This is a genomic window from Geodermatophilus sp. SYSU D00867 (genome assembly GCF_054050315.1).
This window is the reverse complement of the sequence record NZ_JBJGZC010000017.1, coordinates 59,382-75,603: the sequence shown is the minus strand read 5'-3', so window position 1 is coordinate 75,603 and position 16,222 is coordinate 59,382. Positions and strand designations below refer to the sequence as shown.

14 protein-coding genes are annotated in these 16,222 nt (G+C 74.8%); 10 read left to right on the top strand and 4 right to left on the bottom strand.

All coding sequences use genetic code 11. The features are described from left to right. The first annotated feature begins 178 nt into the window (after nt 1–178). Complete coding sequence (gene clpX / locus ACI8AK_RS16815) at nt 179–1,450, top strand: ATP-dependent Clp protease ATP-binding subunit ClpX (RefSeq protein ID WP_387985428.1); 1,272 nt, start codon at nt 179–181, stop codon at nt 1,448–1,450. Between the two features lie 198 nt (nt 1,451–1,648). Next, nucleotides 1,649–2,566, top strand: coding sequence for a DUF559 domain-containing protein (locus ACI8AK_RS16810; RefSeq protein WP_456957173.1), 918 nt, complete (start codon nt 1,649–1,651; stop codon nt 2,564–2,566). Nucleotides 2,567–2,608: 42 nt separating this feature from the next. Here the strand turns inward: ACI8AK_RS16810 and valS are convergent, their stop codons facing one another. Next, nucleotides 2,609–5,194: a valine--tRNA ligase gene (gene valS, locus ACI8AK_RS16805; protein WP_456902536.1), complete on the bottom strand. Its 2,586-nt coding sequence runs from the start codon at nt 5,192–5,194 to the stop codon at nt 2,609–2,611. A 41-nt stretch (nt 5,195–5,235) separates the two neighbouring features. Here valS and folC point away from each other — a divergent pair, with 41 nt between their 5' ends. Both folC and ACI8AK_RS16795 read left to right on the top strand, forming a co-directional pair. Next, on the top strand, nt 5,236–6,588 hold the full coding sequence (gene folC, locus ACI8AK_RS16800; protein ID WP_456957172.1) for a bifunctional tetrahydrofolate synthase/dihydrofolate synthase: 1,353 nt from the start codon (nt 5,236–5,238) through the stop codon (nt 6,586–6,588). Further along, on the top strand, nt 6,585–6,977 hold the full coding sequence (locus ACI8AK_RS16795) for a DUF4233 domain-containing protein (RefSeq protein ID WP_387985420.1): 393 nt from the start codon (nt 6,585–6,587) through the stop codon (nt 6,975–6,977). Before folC ends, ACI8AK_RS16795 begins: the two co-directional genes overlap by 4 nt. Nucleotide 6,978: 1 nt before the next feature. Here ACI8AK_RS16795 and ACI8AK_RS16790 read toward each other — a convergent pair whose 3' ends face one another. Both ACI8AK_RS16790 and ACI8AK_RS16785 read right to left on the bottom strand, forming a co-directional pair. Continuing rightward, nucleotides 6,979–7,512, bottom strand: coding sequence for a Clp protease N-terminal domain-containing protein (locus ACI8AK_RS16790; RefSeq protein WP_456902537.1), 534 nt, complete (start codon nt 7,510–7,512; stop codon nt 6,979–6,981). 1 nt (nt 7,513) lies between these two features. Next, complete coding sequence (locus tag ACI8AK_RS16785; protein ID WP_456957170.1) at nt 7,514–7,753, bottom strand: helix-turn-helix domain-containing protein; 240 nt, start codon at nt 7,751–7,753, stop codon at nt 7,514–7,516. Nucleotides 7,754–7,827: 74 nt separating this feature from the next. Between ACI8AK_RS16785 and ndk the strand changes: the two genes are divergently transcribed. Genes ndk through ACI8AK_RS16765 form a run of 4 tightly spaced genes read left to right on the top strand, consistent with a single transcriptional unit; the run spans nt 7,828 to nt 10,841 of the window. Further along, nucleotides 7,828–8,241 carry a nucleoside-diphosphate kinase gene (ndk, locus tag ACI8AK_RS16780; RefSeq protein WP_106280974.1) on the top strand — a complete coding sequence of 138 codons (414 nt, stop codon included), beginning with the start codon at nt 7,828–7,830 and terminating at the stop codon, nt 8,239–8,241. 38 nt (nt 8,242–8,279) lie between these two features. Beyond that, entirely contained in the window at nt 8,280–9,233 is a 954-nt protein-coding gene (locus tag ACI8AK_RS16775; RefSeq protein ID WP_387985411.1) for an ABC transporter ATP-binding protein, read from the top strand. Between the two features lies 1 nt (nt 9,234). Beyond that, on the top strand, nt 9,235–10,011 hold the full coding sequence (locus ACI8AK_RS16770) for an ABC transporter permease (RefSeq protein ID WP_387985408.1): 777 nt from the start codon (nt 9,235–9,237) through the stop codon (nt 10,009–10,011). Beyond that, nucleotides 10,008–10,841 carry an ABC transporter permease gene (locus ACI8AK_RS16765; protein ID WP_456902541.1) on the top strand — a complete coding sequence of 278 codons (834 nt, stop codon included), beginning with the start codon at nt 10,008–10,010 and terminating at the stop codon, nt 10,839–10,841. The genes ACI8AK_RS16770 and ACI8AK_RS16765 overlap by 4 nt, the downstream gene beginning before the upstream one ends. Here the strand turns inward: ACI8AK_RS16765 and ACI8AK_RS16760 are convergent. Continuing rightward, entirely contained in the window at nt 10,838–13,111 is a 2,274-nt protein-coding gene (locus ACI8AK_RS16760) for a putative bifunctional diguanylate cyclase/phosphodiesterase (protein WP_456957169.1), read from the bottom strand. The genes ACI8AK_RS16765 and ACI8AK_RS16760 overlap by 4 nt on opposite strands. Before the next feature lie 328 nt (nt 13,112–13,439). Here ACI8AK_RS16760 and ACI8AK_RS16755 point away from each other — a divergent pair, with 328 nt between their 5' ends. Together ACI8AK_RS16755 and ACI8AK_RS16750 are read left to right on the top strand one after the other, a co-directional pair. Beyond that, complete coding sequence (locus ACI8AK_RS16755) at nt 13,440–15,368, top strand: TIGR03960 family B12-binding radical SAM protein (RefSeq protein ID WP_456957167.1); 1,929 nt, start codon at nt 13,440–13,442, stop codon at nt 15,366–15,368. Between the two features lie 2 nt (nt 15,369–15,370). Beyond that, nucleotides 15,371–16,138, top strand: coding sequence for a TIGR03936 family radical SAM-associated protein (locus ACI8AK_RS16750; protein WP_387985398.1), 768 nt, complete (start codon nt 15,371–15,373; stop codon nt 16,136–16,138). Nucleotides 16,139–16,222 lie beyond the last annotated feature (84 nt).

Genomic DNA, 16,222 nt, shown 5'->3' with positions numbered 1-16,222 from the left:
CCCGCGGCGTCGGCGGCGGCAGGTACCGTCGGCGAGCGTCCGATCCCCGGCCGGCAGCGCCGGGAGGTCACTCTCGCGGCACCCGCTCCCGCGGGGCCGAGCACGGGCAGCAAGCGACACACGATCCGCAGGTCCGCATCCCCGGGACCTGCAAACCCCCTGAGGTGGAGGTCAGCAGGTGGCACGAATCGGTGAGAGCGGTGACCTGCTCAAGTGCTCGTTCTGCGGGAAGAGCCAGAAGCAGGTCAAGAAGCTCATCGCGGGCCCCGGCGTCTACATCTGCGACGAGTGCATCGACCTCTGCAACGAGATCATCGAGGAGGAGCTCTCGGAGTCGTCGGACCTGAAGTTCGACGAGCTGCCGAAGCCCCGCGAGATCCACGACTTCCTCGAGCAGTACGTCATCGGCCAGGAGAAGGCCAAGCGCACCCTCGCCGTCGCCGTCTACAACCACTACAAGCGGGTGCAGGCCGGTGGTGAGCGCTCCCGGGACGACTCGGTCGAGCTCGCCAAGTCCAACATCCTGCTGATGGGCCCGACCGGGTGCGGCAAGACGCACCTGGCGCAGACGCTGGCCCGGATGCTCAACGTCCCGTTCGCGATCGCCGACGCCACGGCGCTGACCGAGGCCGGCTACGTCGGCGAGGACGTCGAGAACATCCTGCTCAAGCTGATCCAGGCCGCGGACTACGACGTCAAGCGCGCCGAAACCGGGATCATCTACATCGACGAGGTCGACAAGATCGCCCGCAAGAGCGAGAACCCGTCGATCACCCGCGACGTCTCCGGCGAGGGCGTGCAGCAGGCGCTGCTGAAGATCCTCGAGGGGACGACGGCGTCGGTGCCCCCGCAGGGCGGCCGCAAGCACCCGCACCAGGAGTTCATCCAGATCGACACGACGAACGTGCTGTTCATCGTGGGCGGTGCCTTCGCCGGCCTGGAGAAGGTCATCGAGCAGCGGGTCGGCAAGCAGGGCATCGGCTTCGGCGCGGAGATCCGCGGCAAGAAGGAGATCGAGGAGGCCAACGCCTTCGCCGAGGTCATGCCCGAGGACCTGCTGAAGTTCGGCATGATCCCCGAGTTCATCGGCCGGCTCCCGGTGATCACCAGCGTGCAGGCCCTCGACCGGGATGCGCTGATCCAGATCCTCACCGAGCCGAAGAACGCGCTGGTGCGCCAGTACCGGCGGCTGTTCGAGCTCGACGGCGTGGAGCTGGAGTTCACCGACGACGCCCTCGAGGCGATCGCCGACCAGGCCATCCTCCGCGGCACCGGCGCCCGCGGGCTCCGGGCGATCATGGAGGAGGTGCTGCAGTCGGTGATGTACGAGGTGCCCAGCCGCGAGGACGTCGCCTCCGTGGTGATCACCAAGGAGGTCGTGCTGGAGCACGTCAACCCGACGATCGTGCCGCGCAAGCCCACCCGCGAGCGCCGCGAGAAGAGCGCGTAACGCCGCGCTGACACCGCCGACGAGCCCGTCCCCGACCTCCGGGGGCGGGCTCGTCCGCGTCGGTGGGCCCGAGCGTGTGCGCCGACGCCGCCTTCCGGGGGCCCGGGACGCGGCCCCGGCGCACACACTCGCCGGGCCGCCGTCCACAGATCCGCCGACGGCGGATCAAGACGGTCCCCGGTCGGTCACCGTCGCCGGGTGACCCACGACCTCGCCGCGCTCGTCGGCCCGGACGGCTGGACGACCTGGGAGGCGCTGACCGCCCGGGTCGACCGCGGGACCGTCGCCCGCTTCGTGGCCGACGGGCGGCTCGCGCGGCTGCAGCCCGGTGTCTACGCCCTGCCCGCGGTGGCCGGCGAGTGGCGGCTCCGGGTGGAGGCCGCCGTCCGCAGCTGCTGCGGGGTGGTCAGCCACCGGTCCGCGCTGGCGCTGTGGGGGCTCGGCTCGCCCGGCGGCCCCGTGCACCTCACCGTGGGCCACACCCGCAGCGGGCGGGGGACGCCGGGCGTCGTCCTGCACCGCACCCGGGCCCTCGACGACAGCGTCCGCCGGGTCGAGGGGCTGCCGGTGTCCTGTCCCGAGCGGGCCGTCATCGACGCGTGGGGGAGTCCGGCCGGCCTCTCCCGGGCGGACGTCCGCGCCGCGGCGATCGACGCCGTCCGCCGCCGGCTGTGCGGGCCGCAGGAACTGCTGGCCGAGACCGGGCGCCGTCCGTGCCTGCCCGGCCGGGCCGCGCTGGTCGACCTCGTGCGCCTGCTGGCCGAGGGCTGCCGCAGCGAGCTGGAGATCTGGGGATGCCTCGCCGTGCTGCGCGGCCCCGGCATGCCGCCGTTCACCCAGCAGCGGCGGATCGAGGTGGCGGGGGAGGTGTTCGTCCTCGACGCGGCCTACGAGGAGGTGCGGCTGGCCGTCGAGATGGACGGCGCCGCCTGGCACGGCTCCCGGGCCCAGCGCGAGCGGGACATCCGGCGGGACGCGCTGCTCGCCACCGTGGGCTGGCAGACGCTGCGGTTCGGCTTCCGGCGGCTCACGACCGAGCCGGTGGCCTGCCGCCGGGAGATCCGCGCGGTCCACGAGGCGCGCCGGCGGCTGTTCGGCGCCGATCGTGTGCGCTGACGCCGCGTCCCGGGTGGCCGGATGCGGCGTCAGCGCACACGCTCACCCCTCCGCGGGGGCGGCGAGGACGACGTCGACGGTCAGCGGGCCCTCGCCGGCGACGACGGTCAGCGAGGCGATCCGCCCGGCCGACACCAGGTCGTCCCGCGCGGCCTCCACCTGCGGCACCTGCGCCTCCGGCGCGGTCACCGTCGCGGACTCGACGTCGGCCCGCATCGACTGCTTGGCCTCCGACTTGGCCTTGCGCACCGCGGCCAGCGCCTCGGCGGCCACCTCGACGACCGCCGGGTCGCCGCCGCCGGGCAGCTCGTCGGCGGCCGGCCACGCCGCCCGGTGCACCGAGCCGGCCTGCCACCAGGACCAGACCTCCTCGGTGACGAACGGCAGCACCGGCGCGAACAGCCGCAGCTGCACCGACAGCGCGAGGGCCAGCGTGGCCTGGGCGGAGCGGGCGGCGTCGTCCGAGCCGTAGGCGCGGGACTTCACCAGCTCCACGTAGTCGTCGCAGAACGACCAGAAGAACGCCTCGGCCACCTCCAGCGCCCGGGTGTAGTTGTAGGCCTCCATCGCCGCGGTGGCCTCGTCGACGACGTCGGCCAGCCGGCGCAGCAGCCCGAGGTCGATCGGCTCGGTGACCTGCCCGGCGGAGAGGTCGGCGGTCACGCCGAGGCCCAGCACGAACTTGCCGACGTTGAGGATCTTCATGGCCAGCCGGCGGCCGACCTTCATCTGCGCCTCGTCGAACGGCGAGTCCGCGCCCGGCCGGGCGCCGGCGGCGCGCCAGCGGACGGCGTCGGTGCCGTAGCGCTCGAGCACGTCGATCGGCGTGACGACGTTGCCCTTCGACTTGGACATCTTCTTGCGGTCGGGGTCGACGACGAACCCGGAGATGGTGGCGTGCGTCCACGGCACCGCGCCGAACTCGAAGTGCGAGCGGACGACGGTGGAGAACAGCCAGGTGCGGATGATGTCGTGCGCCTGGGGCCGCTGGTCCATCGGGAAGACGTGCGCGAACAGCTCCGGGTCGGTGTCCCAGCCCGAGGCCACCTGCGGCGACAGCGACGACGTCGCCCAGGTGTCCATGACGTCGGGGTCGGCCATGAACCCGCCGGGGACGCCGCGCTGCGACTCGTCGAAGCCCGGCGGCACGTCCGAGGAGGGGTCGACCGGCAGCGACGCCTCGTCGGCCAGGATCGGCTCGTCGTAGACGGGGTCGCCGGAGGGGTCGAGCCGGTACCAGACCGGGAACGGGACGCCGAAGAACCGCTGCCGGCTGATCAGCCAGTCGCCGTTGAGGCCCTCGACCCAGTTCTCGTAGCGGTGCCGCATGTGCTCGGGCACCCACTGGATCTCCCGCCCGCGGGCGACGAGGGCGTCCCGGAGCGAGGCGTCCCGCCCGCCGTTGCGGATGTACCACTGCCGCGTGGTGACGATCTCCAGCGGCCGGTCGCCCTTCTCGAAGAACTTGACCGGGTGGGTGATCGCCTTCGGCTCCCCCTGCAGGTCGCCGGACTCGCGCAGCATCTCCACGATCCGCTGCTGGGCGCTGAACGGCGTCTTCCCGGCGAGCTCGGCGTAGACGCCGGCGGGGACGCCGTCCGGGGCGTCGGCGACGAAGCGGCCGTCCCAGCCGACCACCGCGCGGGTGGGCAGCTGCAGCTCGCGCCACCAGGTGACGTCGTTGAGGTCGCCGAAGGTGCAGATCATCGCGATGCCCGAGCCCTTGTCCGGCTCGGCCAGGCGGTGGGCGACCACCGGCACCTCGACGTCGAACAGCGGCGTGCGCACCGTCGTGCCGAACAGCTGCCGGTAGCGCTCGTCGTCGGGGTGGGCGACCAGCGCGACGCAGGCGGGCAGCAGCTCCGGCCGGGTGGTCTCGATGAACACCGGGCCGTCGGCGGAGTGGAACGAGATCCGGTGGTAGGCGCCGGGGCGCTCGCGGTCCTCGAGCTCGGCCTGCGCCACGGCGGTGCGGAAGCTGACGTCCCAGAGGGTCGGCGCCTCCTGGGCGTAGGCCTCACCGCGGGCCAGGTTGTGCAGGAACATCCGCTGCGCGGTGGCCCGCGAGGTCTCCGAGATGGTCCGGTAGACGTTCGACCAGTCCACCGACAGCCCGACCCGGCGCCACAGCTGCTCGTAGGCGCGCTCGTCCTCCTCCGTCAGCTGCATGCACAGCTCGACGAAGTTGCGCCGGCTGATCGGCACCTGGTCCTTGCCCGGCTTGGCCGGCGGCTCGAAGCCCGGGTCGTAGGGGAGCGAGGGGTCGCAGCGGACGCCGTAGTAGTTCTGCACCCGCCGCTCGGTCGGCAGCCCGTTGTCGTCCCAGCCCATCGGGTAGAAGACGTGCTTGCCGCGCATGCGCTGGTAGCGGGCGACGATGTCGGTGTGGGTGTAGCTGAACACGTGCCCCACGTGCAGCGACCCGCTGGCGGTCGGCGGCGGGGTGTCGATCGAGTACACCTGCTCGCGCGGCGCGGCGAGGGCGGCGGCGCGGTCGAAGGCGTAGGTGTCCTGCTCGGCCCAGCGGGCGACCCAGGTGTCCTCGAGTCCGTCGAGGCTCGGCTTCTCGGGTACCCCGGCCCCGGCTCCCGGGGTGGTGCTGACCGGGGTGAGGGGATCGGCGACCATGCCCCCATCCTAGGAAGTGCGCGACTGGCATCCTGGGGAGGATGAGCAGCAGTCCCGAGGCCGAGCTGGCCCGCGTCGAGAAGGAGCTGCTGGCCCGCTGGCCGGAGACCCGGCTGGAGCCCTCGCTGGGCCGCATCGCCGCCCTGGTGGACCTGCTGGGCAGCCCGCACCGGGCCTACCCGGTCGTGCACGTCGCCGGCACCAACGGCAAGACGACGACGTCGCGGATGGTCGACGAGCTGCTGCGCGGCTTCGGCCTGCGCGTGGGCCGGTTCACCAGCCCGCACCTGCAGTCGGTGCGCGAGCGGATCGTGCTCGACGGCGAGCCGGTGAGCGCCGAGCGGTTCGTGGAGACGTACGACGACATCGCGCCCTACGTGCAGATGGTCGACGCCGCCGGCGAGCACCCGATGAGCTTCTTCGAGGTCGTGGTCGGCATGGCGTACGCGCTGTTCGCCGAGGCGCCGGTCGACGTCGCGGTCGTCGAGGTCGGCATGGGCGGCACGTGGGACGCCACGAACGTCGTCGACGCGCGGGTCGCCGTCGTCACGCCGGTGGCGCTGGACCACGCCGAGTACCTCGGTCCCGACGTCGCCACCATCGCCGGCGAGAAGGCCGGGATCATCAAGGCCGACGCGATCGCCGTCCTCGCCCACCAGCAGCCCGGGGCGCTGGACGCGCTGGTCCGCCGCGCGGTCGAGGTCGAGGCCGTGGTGGCGCGCGAGGGCACCGAGTTCGGCGTGCTGGACCGGCGGGTCGCCGTCGGCGGGCAGCAGCTGCGGCTGCAGGGCCTGGGCGGGGAGTACGACGACGTCTACCTCCCGCTGTTCGGCGCGCACCAGGCGCAGAACGCGGCCACCGCGCTGGCCGCGGTCGAGGCGTTCCTCGGCGCCGGCGCGGCCACCGGGACCGTCGACGTCGAGACGGTGCGCGCGGCCTTCGCCGCCGTCCGCTCGCCCGGCCGCCTCGAGCGGGTGCGCACCAGCCCGACGGTGCTGGTCGACGCCGCGCACAACCCCGCCGGGATGGCCGCGACCGTCGAGGCGATCCGGGAGTCCTTCGACTTCACCCGGCTGGTCGGGGTGGTCGGCGCGGTGCGCGGCAAGGACGTCGAGGGCATGCTGCGCGAGCTGGAGACCGTCTGCGCGGAGCTGGTGGTGACGCAGAACAGCTCGCCGCGGGCGGTGCCGGCCGACGAGCTCGGCGCGCTCGCCGTCGACGTGTTCGGCGCCGACCGGGTGAGCGTCTCCCCGCGGCTGCCCGAGGCGCTCACCGAGGCGGTCGAGCTGGCCGAGGCCGGTCCCGACGACGCCCTCGGCGGCTCCGGCGTGCTGGTCACCGGCAGCGTGGTCACCGCCGGCGAGGCCCGTACGGTCCTGGGCGGCCGGCCGTGACGGCGCCGGACCCGGTCCGGGCCGCGAGGGCGCTGCGCGGGGCGGCCGCCGCCGTGCTGCTGCTCGAGGGCATCGCGGTGCTGTTCGTCCCGCGGGCGATCGCGCAGACCGAGGCCGGCCTCGGCGCCACCCGGCTGACGGTCCTGCTCGTGCTCGCCGTCGTCCTCGTGCTGGCCAGCGGCGTCCAGCGGCGGCCGCGCGGCCTGGAGATCGGCACCGCGCTGCAGGTCCCGCTGCTGCTCACCGGGCTCATCGACTCGTCGATGTGGTTCGTCGGCGGCGTGTTCCTGCTGATCTGGCTGTACCTGCTGCAGATCCGCAAGGAGCTGCTCGGCGCGCCGTTCCGCGAGCCGGCCGCTCCCTCCGGGGACGACGCGCCGCCCGCCTGAGTCAGGCCGCGTCGGCCTCGCCCGCCAGGCGGCGGCGCAGGCCGGCGACGTCGGCGCCGGCGCGGGCCAGCGCCGCGGACACCGCGGGGTCGCCGACCTCGAGCACCCCGGCGAGCAGGTGCCGGCCGTCGATGACCCGGTCGCCGCGCGCGATCGCCGCGCGCAGCGCCTCCTTGAGCGCCTCCCTGCTGCCGGAGGCGAAGCGCAGGTGCCCCCTCCGGCGGCCGGGGGACCCGCGGTCCAGCGCGCCGGGGCCGAACGCCGCCTCGGCGGCCGCCCGCACCCGGTCCAGGTCGATGCCGAGCGCGGCCAGCGCCTCCGCGTCGAGCGCACCGCCCCCGGAGGAGGGCAGGCCGGCGCGGAGGTCGGTCACGTGCACGCCCGCGGCGGCCAGCAGCGGGCCGGCCGGGCCGGGCGCGGCGGCGAGGGCGACCAGCAGGTGCACCGGGTCGACGCCGTCCGACCCGGCGGAGCGGGCCTCCTCCTGCGCCAGGACCACGACCGTGCGTGCCTCGGCGGCGAACCGTTCGAACACCTCAGGACTCCCTCCACGTCGCCCCGGACGACCGGGCGTGCTTCTTGTGCACCGCCTGGCGCGTGACGCCGAGCGCGTCGGCGACCTGCTGCCAGGACCAGCCGCGCCGGCGGGCGGCGGCGACCTGCAACCCCTCGAGCCGGTCGGCCAGCTCCCGCAGGGCGCGGACCCCGCGCAGGCCGACGGCGGGGTCGTCGCTGGTGGCGGCGGTGAGCGTCTCGTCCGCGGTCGGGCTGGTCACCGTGTCAACTGTGGTTGACACCCGCGGGGATGTCAACCCCGGTTGACGGACGGCGACCCGTAGGCTGCCGTCCCGTGACTGATCGCACCCTGGTCCTCGTCAAGCCCGACGGCGTCGCCCGCGGCCTGGTCGGAGAGGTCGTCTCGCGGCTGGAGGCCAAGGGCCTGCGCCTGGTCGCCGCCGAGCTGCGCACCCTGACCCGTGAGGTCGCCGAGGAGCACTACGGCGAACACCGCGAGAAGCCGTTCTTCGGCTCGCTCGTCGAGTTCATCACCGGCGGCCCGCTGCTCGCCCTCGTCGTCGAGGGGCCGCGCGCGGTCGAGGCGTTCCGCGCGCTGGCCGGCGCCACGGACCCGGTCAAGGCCGCCCCCGGCACCATCCGCGGCGACTTCGCCCTCGAGGTGCAGTCGAACATCGTGCACGGCTCGGACTCCGCCGAGTCCGCCGCCCGCGAGATCGGCCTGTTCTTCCCGGACCTCGCGGCGTAGTCGACCCGGCCCCCGGGGCCGGGGTCAGCATGGGGGACATGGTGGAGTCGCTGGTCCGGGCCCGGGGCCTGGTGAAGCGCTTCGGCGAGCACACCGCCGTCGACGGCATCGACGTCGACATCGCGCCCGGGGAGGCCTTCGGCTTCCTCGGGCCCAACGGCGCCGGCAAGAGCACGACCATGCGCATGGTCGGGGCGGTGTCGCCGCCGACGGCGGGGGAGCTGCGGATCCTCGGCATGGACCCCGCCGTCGACGGCCCGGCGATCCGCGCCCGCCTCGGCGTCGTCCCCCAGACCGACAACCTCGACCTCGAGCTCACCGTCGAGGAGAACCTGCTGGTCTACGGCCGGTACTTCGGGCTGCCGCGGGCCGTCGTGCGGGAGCGCACGGCGGAGCTGCTGGACTTCGTGCAGCTCAGCGACCGGGCGCGGGACCGGGTCGAGCCGCTGTCGGGCGGGATGAAGCGGCGGGTCACCATCGCCCGCGCACTGGTCAACGACCCCGACGTCGTGCTGCTCGACGAGCCCACCACCGGGCTGGACCCGCAGGCCCGGCACGTGCTCTGGGAGCGGCTGTACCGGCTCAAGCAGCGCGGGGTCACCCTCGTCCTCACCACCCACTACATGGACGAGGCCGAGCAGCTGTGCGACCGGCTGGTGGTCATGGACCGCGGGCGGATCGCCGCCGAGGGCTCCCCGGCGCAGCTGATCGCCACCTGGTCCACCCGCGAGGTGTGCGAGCTGCGCTTCCCGCTGACCGAGGGCGGCGGCGGGCCGGCCGCGCACGCCGACGCGCTGGCGCCGCTGCTCTCCCGCGGCGCCGTCGAGCGGGTCGAGGTGCTGCCCGACCGGCTGCTGCTCTACACCGCCGACGGCGACGCCGCGCTGAGCGAGGTGCTCGCGCTCGGGCTGCGGCCGCTGTCGTCGCTGGTCCGGCGCAGCTCGCTGGAGGACGTCTTCCTGCGGCTGACCGGCCGGACGCTGGTCGACTGACGTGGTCCCGTCCCCGGCCGCCCGCTCCTTCCTGGCCCAGCGGCTGACCGCGCACCGGCACTTCTGGCGCAGCAGCGCGATCGGCAGCGTGCTGGAGCCGGTGCTGTTCCTCGCCGCGATGGGCCTGACGCTCGGCACCCTCGTCGACCGCGGGCCCGGCGTCCCGGGCGGGGTGGGCTACCTGGCCTTCCTCGCCCCGGGCCTGCTGGTGGCCGCGGCGATGCAGACGGCGACGGGCGAGTCGACCTACCCGGTGCTCGGGGCGCTCAAGTGGGACCGGCTCTACGAGGCGGTGCTCGCCACCCCCGCCCGCCCGGCCGACGTCCTCACCGGCCACCTGCTCTACGTCGCCTTCCGCGTCACGACGTCGGCTGCGGCGTTCCTCGTCGTCCTCGTGCTGTTCGGCGCCGCGGAGAGCCCGCTGGTGGTGCTCGCGCTGCCGGTCGCGCTGCTCACCGGCCTGGCCTTCGCCGCGCCGGTGACGGCCATGGCCGCCCGGCTGGAGGAGGACGCCGCCTTCGCCGCGCTGCAGCGGTTCCTCATCGTGCCGATGTTCCTGTTCAGCGGGACGTTCTTCCCGGTGACGCAGCTGCCGGCGGCGCTGGAGTGGTTCGCCTACGCCACCCCGCTGTGGCACGGCGTCGCGCTGGCCCGCGACCTCGCCCTCGGGACGGCGGGGGCGGGGTCCGCGCTGCTGCACGTCGGCTACCTGGCGCTGTGGGTCGCCGCCGGCACGTGGCTGGCCGCCCGGGCGCTGCAGCGGCGGCTGGTCCGGTGACCGGCGTCCCCGCGCCGGTGCGCCCGGCGTCGCTGCTGCTGCGGATCGTGCCGCTGTACCCGCTGTCCGCGCGGCGGGCCGGGCAGCTGGTGTACCGGAACCTGCTGGTGGCCCGGCGCAGCTGGCTGGTGTTCGTCTCCGGGTTCGCCGAGCCGTTCTTCTACCTGTTCTCCATCGGCGTCGGCATCGGCGGGCTGGTCGGCGACGTCGTCACCGACACCGGCACCGCGCTGACCTACCAGGAGTTCGTCGCCCCGGCGCTGCTCGCGTCGGCCGCGATGAACGGCGCCATCTACGACGCCGTCTTCAACCTGTTCTTCAAGCTGCGCTACGCCAAGCTCTACGACGCCGTCCTCGCCACGCCGGTCTCGGCCGCCGACGCCGCGGTGGGGGAGACGGTGTGGGCGCTGCTGCGCGGGGCCGTCTACTCCGCGGCGTTCCTGCTGGTCATGCTCGCGATGGGGCTGGTCGGCTCGTGGTGGGCGCTGCTCGCCCTGCCCGCGGCGGTGCTCATCGGCTTCGCCTTCGCCGCCGTCGGGCTGGCCGCGAGCACCTTCCTCCGCGGCTGGCAGGACTTCGAGTTCGTGCAGGTGGTGATCCTGCCGCTGTTCCTGTTCTCCACGACCTTCTACCCGCTGTCGACCTACCCGCGGCCGCTGCAGGTCGTCGTCGAGTGCACGCCGCTCTACCACGGCATCGAGCTCGTCCGCGGGCTGGTGACCGGCGACGTCCGGTGGGGGCTGCTGGTCTCGGTCGCCTACCTCGCGGTGCTGGGCGTGGCGGGCCTCGCGGTGGGCGCCCGCCGCCTGGGGCGGCTGCTGCTCCGTTAGGCGGCACCCGGCAGGGGGCGGCCGGCGCGGACCAGCCGCTCGACGGTGTCGGCCGGCACCGGGGAGCCGAACAGGTGGCCCTGGGCGGTGTCGCAGCCCAGCGACCGGAGTGCCGCCAGCTGGGCGGGCTGCTCGACCCCCTCGGCCACCACCTGCAGGCCCAGGCTGTTGCCCAGCGCGATGACGGCGTCGGCGACCGAGCCGGCGGCGGCGCCGGCGGCCAGCGGCGCCACCGACGAGGGGTCGATCTTCAGCCGGTCCAGCGGCAGGTCCTGCAGCCGGGACAGCGACGACGCGCCGGTCCCGAAGTCGTCGATGGCCACGTGCACGCCCAGCGCCCGCACCTCGCGGATCCCGGCCGCGGCGTCGGGGCCGGCGGCGACGGCCTCGGGGACCTCGATCTCCAGCCGCCCGGGGTCCACGCCCGCGTCCCGGGCGGCCGCGGCGATGCTGACGGCGAGGCCGCCGGTGGCCAGCCGGCGCGGGGAGACGTTGACCGCCACCCGCAGCGGGGGCAGGCCGGCGTCGTCCCACGCGCGCAGCTGGGCACAGGCCCGGCCGATCACCCAGTCGTCGATCGCGTCGATGACGCCGGTGGCCTCGGCGACCGGGATGAAGCCGGCCGGCTCCACCAGCCCGCGGGTGCGCGACTGCCAGCGGGCCAGCGCCTCCACGCCGGTGACCGCGCCGCTGCGCAGGTCCACCTGCGGCTGGTAGAGCACCCGCAGCTCGCCGGAGTCGACGGCGGCGCGCAGGTCGCGGACCAGCTCGTCCTGCGCGGCGACCTCCTCGCGCATGCCGCGCTCGAACACCCGCACCCGGTCCTTGCCGCCGGACTTGGCCACGTACATCGCGAGGTCGGCGTCGCGGAGCAGGTCGTCCATGCCGCGCCGGTCGCCGGCGTCGGTGAGCGTGACCCCGACGCTGCCGCCCACGGTGAACCGCTCGTCGCCCCAGGCCACGGGCTCGCGCAGCGCTCGCAGCAGCCGATCGGCCACGGCCAGGACGTCGCAGCGGCCCTCGACGTCCTCCATGAGCACGACGAACTCGTCGCCGCCGAGGCGGGCGACGGTGTCGGCCGGCCGCACGTGCGACTCCAGCCGCCGGGCGACGGCGGTCAGGACGGCGTCGCCCGCCTCGTGCCCGCAGTCGTCGTTGACCGCCTTGAAGTCGTCGAGGTCGAGCAGCAGGACCGCGTGCCGGCGGGCGCGGCGGTCGGCGAGGGCGTGCTCGAGCCGGTCCTGCAGGAGCGCCCGGTTCGCCAGGCCCGTGAGCGGGTCGTGCAGCGCCATCCGGGCCAGCTCGCCGGCCTGCTGCTCGAGCTGGCGGGCGGCGGCGCGGGCCTCGGCCTCCTCGCGCTTGCGGCCGGTGATGTCCCGGGTGATCCCGGCGACGCCGGTCGGGGTGCCGTCCTCGTCGCGGATGAGGGAGGAGGTGACCAGGGCGTCGAAGACCGAGCCGTCCTCCCGGCGGTGCCGCCGCTCGTGGCTGCCGGGCGGCAGCCGGGTCAGGTCCGCGGGCAGCGGGGCGCCCGCGGACAGCATCGACACGTGCCGGCCGAGGGCCTCCGCGGCGGTCCAGCCGTAGAGCCGCTCCGCGCCCGGGTTCCAGCTGGTGATCCGGCCGTCGGGGGTCGTCGTCACGACGGCGTCGTCGGTGGTCTGGACGACGGCGGCCAGCCGGGCCAGCTCGTCGCGCTGGGCGCGCAGCTCGGCGGTGCGCTCGGCGACCAGCTGCTCGACGCGCTCGCGCCGGTCGTCGAAGCGCCGCCAGGCCGCCAGGCACGCCCAGCTCTCCAGCAGCACGAACGCCGCGTGCAGGGCGGCCATCGGCAGCGCCGGGACGGAGTGCGCGAACACCGCGTGCGGCCACAGCGTGCCCAGCACCAGGTGGTGGAGGGCCACGAAGCCGACCGCGAGCAGGAACGGCGCCCGCGCGGCGTAGAGGGCGGCGAGCGGGAGTAGGGCGAAGAACAGGAAGTGCGCCTCGGTGGCGCCGTCGGACAGCCACACGCCCAGGGCGGCGGCGGTCATCAGCCCGAGGGCGGCGGCCGCGGCGCGAGTGTTGCGGCCCAGCCCCGGGGCCCAGGCCAGCGCGGTCAGCAGCGCCAGGGGTGCGGCGTGCAGCACCGAGGGGACGACGCCGCTCCCGCGGACCAGCGCGTAGACCGGGACCGCGGCGACCAGCACCAGCAGCGTCCGGAGGACGAGGAGATGGTGGGCGGCCCACTGCTCCGCCGGCATCGCCCGGCCCCGGGGCAGCAGGGACATCGCCCGGCCCCGGGGCAGCGGCGACATCGCCCGGCCCCGGGGCAGCGGCGACATCGCCCGGCCCCGGGGCAGCGGCGACATCGCCCGGCCCCGGGGCAGCAGGGACGTCGCCCGGCCCCGGGGCAACGGGTGCGGGAGCCGGCCGGAGGGTCGGGTCGGGGAGACGCCGTCGGCGTCGCGCAGTGCACCGGTGCTCCCGGCCGGCGGGACCATGCTCCTCCTCGGAGGCCGTCCTGCTGGTCACCGACAGTTTAGGCGCGATCACGGTGAGCCGCCGGTCGAGAACCGGGCCGGGGACGGCGGGGGAGCCGTCTACCCTGGACGGGTCATGAGCGGAGAGAGCCTGTACCCCCGTCTCGAGCCCCTGCTGGCCCAGGTGCAGAAGCCCATCCAGTACGTGGGCGGTGAGCTGAACGCGCAGGTCAAGGCCTGGGACGACGTCGCCGTGCGCTGGGCGCTGATGTACCCGGACGCCTACGAGGTGGGGCTGCCCAACCAGGGCCTCATGATCCTGTACGAGGTGCTCAACGAGCGCCCCGACGCCCTCGCCGAGCGCACCTACGCCGTCTGGCCCGACCTCGCCGCGCTCATGCGCGAGCACGGCGTCGGCCAGTTCACCGTCGACGCCCACCGCCCGGTGCGCGACTTCGACGTCCTCGGGGTCAGCTTCGCCACCGAGCTGGGCTACACGAACCTGCTCGAGGCCCTCGACCTCGCCGGGATCCCGCTGCACGCGGCCGACCGCGACGAGACGCACCCGGTCGTCGTCGCCGGCGGGCACGCGGCGTTCAACCCGGAGCCGATCGCCGACTTCGTCGACTGCGCCGTCCTCGGCGACGGCGAGCAGGTCGTCGGGGACGTCACCGACGTCGTCAAGGCGTGGAAGGAGCAGGGCCGCCCCGGCGGCCGCGAGGAGCTGCTGGCCCGGCTGGCCCGCGTCGACGGCGTGTACGTGCCGCGCTTCTACGCCGTCTCCTACGGTCCCGACGGCGCGATCGCCGCGGTGACCCGCACCCGCGACGACGTCCCGGCCCGGGTCGGCAAGCGCACCGTCATGGACCTCGACGAGTGGCCCTACCCGAAGACGCCGCTGGTGCCGCTGGCCGAGAGCGTGCACGAGCGGATGAGCGTCGAGATCTTCCGCGGCTGCACCCGCGGCTGCCGGTTCTGCCAGGCCGGGATGATCACCCGCCCGGTGCGCGAGCGGACGATCACCGGCATCGGCTCGATGGTCGACCAGGGCCTGCGCGCGACCGGCTACGAGGAGGTCGGGCTGCTGTCGCTGTCCAGCGCCGACCACTCCGAGATCGGCCAGGTCGCCAAGGAGCTCGCCGACCGCTACGAGGGCACCAACACCGGGCTGTCGCTGCCGAGCACCCGCGTCGACGCCTTCAACGTCACCCTCGCCAACGAGCTGTCCCGCAACGGGCGCCGCTCGGGGCTGACCTTCGCGCCCGAGGGCGGCAGCGAGCGGATCCGCCGGGTGATCAACAAGACCGTGTCCAAGGAGGACCTGGTCGCCACGGTCACCACCGCCTACGCCAACGGCTGGCAGCAGGTGAAGCTCTACTTCATGTGCGGGCTCCCCACGGAGACCGACGAGGACGTCCTGGAGATCGCCGAGCTGGCCGTGGAGGTCATCCGGGCGGGCCGCGAGGCCAGCGGCCGCAAGGACATCCGCTGCACCGTGTCCATCGGCGGGTTCGTGCCCAAGCCGCACACGCCGTTCCAGTGGGCCGGGCAGGCGAGCGCGGACACCATCGACCACCGCCTGAGGGTCCTGCGGCAGGCGATCAACGCCGACCGCCGGATCGGCCGCTCCATCGGCCTGCGCTACCACGACGGCAAGCCCGGCGTGATCGAGGGCCTGCTGTCCCGCGGCGACCGCCGGGTGGGCCGGGTCGTCGAGCGGGTGTGGCGCGAGGGCGGCCGGTTCGACGGCTGGAGCGAACACTTCTCCTACGAGCGCTGGACCGCCGCGGCCGCCGCGGAGCTCACCCCGCTCGGCGTGGACCTCGACTGGTTCACCACCCGCGAGCGCACCCAGGACGAGGTCCTGCCCTGGGACCACCTGGACTCCGGGCTGGACAAGGAATGGCTCTGGGACGACTGGCAGGACGCGCTGTCGGAGGAGGAGGTCGCCGACTGCCGGTGGACCCCCTGCTACGACTGCGGCGTCTGCCCGACCAACGGCACCGAGATCCAGATCGGCCCCACCGGGCGCAGCCTGCTCCCGCTCACCGTCGTCGGCCGCTGACCGTGGCCCGCACCCCGGAGGGCCCGCCCCCGCCGCCGACCGTCCAGCGCCTGCGGCTGCGCTACGCGAAGCGCGGCCCGCTGCGCTTCGCCTCCCACCGCGACCTCGCCCGCGCGCTGGAGCGGGCGCTGCGCCGCGCGCGGGTGCCGATGGCCTACTCCGCCGGCTTCACCCCGCACCCGAAGATCAGCTACGTGGGCGCGGCGCCGACCGGGGCGGCCAGCGAGGCGGAGTACCTGGAGATCGGCCTGGCCGAGCGGCGCGACCCCGAGGAGGTCCGGGCCGCGCTGGACGCGTCGCTGCCCCCGGGCATCGACGTCCTCGAGTGCGTGGAGGCCGCCGAGGGCGGCGGCTCGCTGGCCGACCGGATCGACGCCGCGCGGTGGCGGATCGAGCTGTCCGGCGTCGAGCCCGCGACCCTCGCCGCGGCGGTCGACGCCTTCCTGGCCCGGGAGGAGGTGCTGGTCGCCAAGCGCACCAAGAACGGCCTCCGCGACGTCGATGCGCGCGGCCCCGTCGCGTCCGCGTCCGCGGGCGGGGAGGCAGGATGTGCCATACTGCACGTGGTCGTCCGGCAGGTGACGCCCGCCGTTCGACCCGACGACGTGGTGGCCGCTCTCGCCGCCGTCGCCGACCTGCGCCCGCCGTCGCCCCCCCGGGCCGTGCGTGAGGCGCAGGGCCGGCTCGACGGCAGCGGGACCGTGGCCGATCCGCTCGGTCCCGACCGTGCGGCGCGCACCCGCTGCCAGGGGGAGCACGCCGCCGTCTGACCGGGCGACCCGGGAGCCACCGCGACGTCGAGCGACACGGCTGCCAGACGTGCCGCCCAGGACCGGCACCACCCGAGACCATCG